The sequence below is a fragment of the Methylomonas sp. BG-2 genome (assembly GCF_057766305.1).
On sequence record NZ_JBYMAP010000249.1, the window covers coordinates 1 to 5603 of the forward strand.

The 5603-nt window shown below is 59.0% G+C and carries 6 protein-coding genes; 3 read left to right on the top strand and 3 right to left on the bottom strand.

Features of this window, described 5'->3' with window-relative positions; genetic code table 11:
• Positions 1–205 precede the first annotated feature (205 nt).
• Positions 206–580, bottom strand: coding sequence for a hypothetical protein (locus AC3B8H_RS17810; RefSeq protein ID WP_488442888.1), 375 nt, complete (start codon positions 578–580; stop codon positions 206–208).
• Positions 577–939 carry a NifB/NifX family molybdenum-iron cluster-binding protein gene (locus tag AC3B8H_RS17815; RefSeq protein ID WP_488442889.1) on the bottom strand — a complete coding sequence of 121 codons (363 nt, stop codon included), beginning with the start codon at positions 937–939 and terminating at the stop codon, positions 577–579. The genes AC3B8H_RS17810 and AC3B8H_RS17815 overlap by 4 nt, the downstream gene beginning before the upstream one ends.
• Before the next feature lie 257 nt (positions 940–1196).
• Between AC3B8H_RS17815 and AC3B8H_RS17820 the strand changes: the two genes are divergently transcribed.
• The 3 genes from AC3B8H_RS17820 to AC3B8H_RS17830 are packed head-to-tail and all read left to right on the top strand — an operon-like array spanning position 1197 to position 5211.
• Positions 1197–2111, top strand: coding sequence for an AEC family transporter (locus AC3B8H_RS17820; RefSeq protein WP_488442890.1), 915 nt, complete (start codon positions 1197–1199; stop codon positions 2109–2111).
• A complete protein-coding gene (locus tag AC3B8H_RS17825) occupies positions 2108–3328 on the top strand; it encodes a competence/damage-inducible protein A (protein ID WP_488442891.1) in 1221 nt (406 codons plus the stop codon). The genes AC3B8H_RS17820 and AC3B8H_RS17825 overlap by 4 nt, the downstream gene beginning before the upstream one ends.
• A complete protein-coding gene (locus tag AC3B8H_RS17830; RefSeq protein WP_488442892.1) occupies positions 3319–5211 on the top strand; it encodes an ATP-binding cassette domain-containing protein in 1893 nt (630 codons plus the stop codon). The genes AC3B8H_RS17825 and AC3B8H_RS17830 overlap by 10 nt, the downstream gene beginning before the upstream one ends.
• Before the next feature lie 33 nt (positions 5212–5244).
• On the opposite strand, the gene AC3B8H_RS17835 is transcribed toward AC3B8H_RS17830, so the two are convergent.
• Positions 5245–5603 (bottom strand): hypothetical protein (locus AC3B8H_RS17835; protein WP_488442893.1); only part of this gene is annotated, 359 nt, incomplete at its 5' end.

Sequence of the window (5603 nt, forward strand, 5' to 3'; positions counted from 1 at the left end):
TTTTTGCTTCATTTATATTGAAACAATATCGAGAGATGCTCGAAGAGCAATATCCGTTGTTGGTTAAAGGCGAAAATCCGGTGTTATCGATGACTGATTCGCCCGCCAGTAGTCTTTGGATACGCAAAAAATAAGGTATTCGTTGATGGTACCGAAATCTGTCGGCAATGCCTGTGCCGTTTTGTAAGGTCGCAGCGTCCAAGTTTTAGGTTTCGGCGTCTTCTTCTTTCTGGCGTTTCTCCAGCAACCCTTGCTCGCGCAGCATGGCCTTGAAACCCTTCATCACCGGTCTGGAGAGTGCCGTTTCGGCGAACAGGCGCTTTTCGTAAATCCGGTTTTTTAAGTCTTCGTCGTCCGGCGCGGCGCGGGCGGTCGCGATCAATGCATGCAACTCCGGCTCCAACAACTGGCCGGGCAGGTGGCGGATTTGGTCGTACAGCAAGCTCATCACGACTTTTTCGTCGGCGCGCATTTTGCACTTACCGTCGATTATTTTCAGCATGACCGTCACCGCGCAATCGACGTGCAGTGGGGGCAGTGGGTGCGCCGCCAGCCAGGCGGCAACGGTTTCCGGCGTCATCCGACCGCCTCGCCGCCGGCAAGCCGTTTGGCGTAATCCCGCAGAGATTCCTCGACCGCCATATAGGCATAATCGGCCACCGCCGCGACGCCGATCGCATTCACTTTGGCGGTCGGGCCGTCGCCGATCCGCGCCACGAACACCGCATCGCAATCCTTGATGGTTTCCAAGATGCCGGCCAGCGCGTTTTGATCGCCGTGCTGGCCGTGGCAGTAATTGTCGACATCGCGGCTTTCCAGGTGCTCGCAACTGTCCGGCGTCAGCCGGTAAATCGCAAAGTGTTTGGCGTGGCCGAAATGTTCGTTGATCGAGATGCCGTCCTTGGTGGCAACGGCAATTTGCAGCGGAGTCTCGCTCATCGGCGAACTCCAGGCGCCGAGGGCAGCGTGCGGCGGTGAGTTGGGCGGTTTGTCATGGCGATTCCGGGGGTGTACAAGGTACTAGCGATTAAGCAAGAGCAATACCAAGCCGGGGAATGCCGGCCCGCCGAGATTTGCCAGGCGTCGGCGCGTGGCGGTCTCGACAATTGTCGGATTCGCGACAAGTCGTTTCGGGGTTCGATTCGGAAGGGGTTTTTGCCTATACTGCCGGCATTGCCAATCAACCCATTCCCGGAATGACGACCACTTTAATCCAGATGACCGTGCTAATGCTGTGCGGCGCGGCCTGGAGCGTGCTATGCCCGAATAAACTCGCGGCCGACCAAACCCGTCTGGTGTTGACCAGCGTTGTTTACTATTTCTTGTTGCCGGCCATGGTGTTGGAGGTGCTGTGGAAGGCCGACATTGGCTGGCAGTCGCTGAAATTCAGCCTGTTGGGTTGCTCCAGCATCTTGCTGGCGGTTGCCGTCAGCGGTTTGCTCGCCAAGCTGCTTCGTTTCAAGCCTTCCCAGGCCGGCGCGATGATACTGGCGGCGGCGTTTCCGAATACCACCTACCTGGGCCTGCCGGTATTGGAGCAGGCCTACGGCACTTGGTCGCGCTCGGTGGTGATACAAATGGATTTGTTCGCGGCGGCACCGATGGTATTCACGGTCGGTATCCTGCTGGCGCGTCACTACGGCGCCGCCGAAAATGAGCAGCCCAAGTCCTGGCTGGGGTTTTTTAACGCCCCGCCGTTTTGGGCGGCCTTGCTGGCGGTGGTTTTGAATCTGAATCAGGTGGCCGCGCCGTTGTGGTTGGCCGGATTGCTGACGATGTTGTCGGCGGCGGTGGCGCCGCTGATGATCTTTTCGCTGGGTCTGGCCTTGAGCTGGCGAGCGGTGCGTTGGCGCAATCTGCCGTACATCTTGCCGGTGGTGTTGATCAAGTTAATGTGGTTCCCCTGGGCCGGCATGTACATCGCCGATGCGCTGCAACTCGAAAATCCATTTCGGGCGGCGGCGATTCTGGATATCGCGATGCCGAGCATGGTGCTGGGGGTGGTGTTGTGCGACCGCTTCCAGCTGGATAGTTCGTTGTATGCCACGGCGGTGACCGTCACGACCGGACTGAGTTTGTTGAGTTTACCGTTCTGGTTCGAGGTGTTATGAAAGTCGTTGCCGAAGTGTTTTCGCAGGGTGAGGAAGTCGTCACCGGCCAAGTGGTCGACAGCAATGCCGCCTGGTTATCGCAACAACTGATGGAACTGGGTTTCCGCGTGACTCGACACACGGCGGTCGGCGATAAATTGGAGGATTTGGTGGCCTTGGTTAGGGAGATTGCCGGTCGCGCCGATTGCTGCGTCTGTACCGGTGGCTTGGGACCCACCGTCGACGATCTGACCGCCGAAGCGGTCAGCATCGCCGCCGATTTGCCGCTGGTGCTGGACGAGCAAGCCCTGAGTCACATCGAACGCTACTATGCCAATCGGCAGCGAGCGATGCCGGCCGCCAATCGCAAACAGGCGTATTTACCACGCGGCGCGGTGCGTATCGATAATCCGGTTGGCACCGCGCCGGGTTTTGCGTTGCAAATCGGCCACTGTTGGTTTGCGTTTTTGCCGGGGGTGCCGATGGAAATGAAAACGCTGTTCGCCGACGTTGGCCAGCGGCTGCGGGAACGTTTCACGTTGCGGCCGGATCGTTTGGTGGTGTTGCGTAGCGTCGGCATCGGCGAATCGGCGATACAACAAGCGTTGCTGGGCTTCGTTTGGCCGACCGGCGTGCAATTGGGATTCCGGGCCGCGCCGGACGAGGTGCAGACCAAGCTGTTGTTTCCGGCCGGTTTTCCGCTTGCGGATGTCGAGGCCTTGGTTGCGCGGGTCGGAAACGCAGTCGGCGACTTCGTGTTTGCGATCGACGGCCTGGACGGTGTGGTTGGCGGCGATTTGCTCACGGTGATCGACAAATCACTGCCGGTGGGTAGTCGGGTGGCTTTGCTGGAAACCGCCAGCGGCGGCTGGCTGGCGGCCAAGTGTCAGCCTTACGACTGGCTGGATTCGACCTTCGTTTGCCGCGATGCGGCTCAAGCCGGCCGGCAACTCGGGGTTTCGTTCGAGAACGAGCCTCTCGAATTCGCCGCGCAACGACTGGCCGAAAGCTTGCGCGCGCGCGGCGCCGACCTGGCCTTGGTGCAACTGTATCGGGGCAGCCTGGACGATTACCGCAACCGCGACGCCGCCATCGTCCTTTATAATGGCCTGCTAAGCCCCGCTGGCTGGTATTGTAAACAGCACACCCTAGCCGGCACCGCAGCCACCAAACAAACCCAATCAGCCTGGCTGACCCTGGATCTACTCCGCCGCTACCTACAACAGTTATGCCTTTAATCCGCCTGACCAACGTTTCCATCGCCTTCGGCACCCATGCCTTGCTCGATCATGCCGATTTTCAGCTCGATCCCGGCGAACGGGTCGGTCTGCTGGGCCGCAACGGCGAGGGCAAATCGACCTTGATGAAAATCATCGCCGGCGATATTCACGCCGACGGCGGCGAGATTTGGAAGCAGCCGGAATTGCGGTTGGCTTGGTTGGAGCAGCAGCCGAATCTGAATGACGGCGATACCATCTACGAAGCGGTAGCCGGCGGCCTGGGCGAATTGGGCGCATTGATTGCCCGCTACCACGATTTGTTGACGCATATGGACGGCAGCGAAGCGGGATTGGACGCGCTGGGCGAGGTGCAGCACAAATTGGAAGCCGCCAACGGCTGGCAGTTTCAACAGCGGGTCGAGGCGGTATTGAGTCGTTTGCAACTGCCGGCCGATGTCAAGGTCAGCAGCTTGTCCGGCGGCTGGAAGCGGCGGGTGGCCTTGGCGCGGGCCTTGGTGATCGATCCGGAGGTGTTGCTGCTGGACGAGCCGACCAACCATTTGGATTTCGAAAGTATCGCGTGGCTGGAAGAACAGCTGCTGAACTTCGCCGGCGCGGTACTGTTCGTGACTCACGATAGGGCGTTTTTGCAAAAATTGGCGACCCGCATCATCGATCTGGATCGCGGCCAATTGACCTCGTGGGCCGGCAATTATCAGGATTATCTGGTGCGCAAGGCGGCGACGCTGGAAGACGAAGCCAATCAGAATGCCGAGTTCGACAAGAAACTGGCGAAGGAAGAAGTGTGGATCAGGCAGGGCATCAAGGCTCGCCGAACCCGCAACGAAGGCCGGGTGCGGGCCTTGAAAAAATTGCGCGCCGAACGCGCCGAGCGCCGCAATACCCAAGGCACCGCCAAACTGTCGCTGAACAAGGGCGAGGTGTCGGGCAAGAAGGTCATCGAAGCTGTTGATGTTCAGTTTGGCTACGGCGACCGAACCATCATCTGCGATTTCTCGATCCGCATCGATCGCGGCGACAAGATTGGTCTGATCGGCAACAACGGCGCCGGCAAATCGACCTTGTTGAAACTGTTGCTCGGTCAGTTGCAGCCGACGCAGGGCACGGTGGAGCTGGGTACCAATCTGCAAATCGCCTATTTCGACCAGCTGCGCGAACAGCTAGACCCGGAAATCTCGGTGGCCGACAGCGTGCTCGACGGCGGCGAATTCATCGATTTGCCGGGCGGCCGCCGCCACGTGATGAGTTATCTGGCCGACTTCTTGTTCGCGCCGGCCCGCGCCCGCTCGCCGGTCAAGAGCTTGTCCGGCGGCGAGAAAAACCGCTTGCTGCTGGCGCGTTTGTTTACCAAGCCGGCCAACCTGATCGTGATGGACGAACCGACCAACGACCTGGATTTGGAAACCCTGGAAATCCTGGAAGAAAAACTGGTCGAGTATCAGGGCACGCTATTGCTGGTGAGCCATGATCGGGAGTTTCTCGATAACGTGGTCACCAGCGTGCTGGTGTTCGAGGGCGAGGGCAGGGTAGGCGAGTACATCGGCGGCTATGCCGACTGGTTGGCGCTTGCCGAACGCAACAAGAAACAGGAAGCCGAAGCGGTGAAAATCGCCGACGCGGCGGCCAAAAAAGACAAGCCCAAATCCACGCCGACGAAGAAGCTCAGTTTTAAGGAACAGCGCGAACTGGAACAACTGCCGGAGCGCATCGAACAACTGGAAAGCCGCCAAGCAGAACTGACCGCGACGATTGGCGGCGGCGAGTTTTACAAGCAAACTCAGGAGGCCGTCGCCGCCAGTCTGGCGGAATTGCAGGCGGTCGAAACCGAACTGGCCGCCGCATACAGCCGCTGGGACGAGCTGGATGCGTTGCAGGGCTGATCGATCCGAACCGCTGCCGTTCTAGCGGCGGCGCTAAATGCCGTCGTAATAGACTTCGGCAATAAAAGGAATGTTGACTCTTTTTAACCAGCCGCCGGTGCCCTTGTTGTTAATGTGGCCCTGACTGGTTTGGGTCTTGGCGGTAATGTCGTAGAGGGCCTCGAAACCGTTGCCCAATGCCAGGCGAACGTCCGGTCTGGAACCTTTGCCGCCGCCTCGACCCTTGAACGAGTGGCTAAAGCCTGAATCGGAGTCCGCGACTTGTAGTTCGGTGGCGAAATTGAAATCGTCCCAATCGCCATAATCCTCGACCCAAATGTCGTCATTTTGGTCCAGTAGTTGATAAGTGCGCTCCTCGATCGCCGAACCGTAGGACGCTTTGAAAATTCTGA

Excerpts from the sequence above, each read along its gene's own strand:
- AC3B8H_RS17810 (WP_488442888.1), bottom strand. The coding sequence starts at position 580 with ATGACGCCGGAAACCGTTGCCGCCTGGCTGGCGGCGCACCCACTGCCC.
- AC3B8H_RS17830 (WP_488442892.1), top strand. The coding sequence starts at position 3,319 with ATGCCTTTAATCCGCCTGACCAACGTTTCCATCGCCTTCGGCACCCAT.
- AC3B8H_RS17815 (WP_488442889.1), bottom strand. The coding sequence starts at position 939 with ATGAGCGAGACTCCGCTGCAAATTGCCGTTGCCACCAAGGACGGCATC.
- AC3B8H_RS17820 (WP_488442890.1), top strand. The coding sequence starts at position 1,197 with ATGACGACCACTTTAATCCAGATGACCGTGCTAATGCTGTGCGGCGCG.
- AC3B8H_RS17825 (WP_488442891.1), top strand. The coding sequence starts at position 2,108 with ATGAAAGTCGTTGCCGAAGTGTTTTCGCAGGGTGAGGAAGTCGTCACC.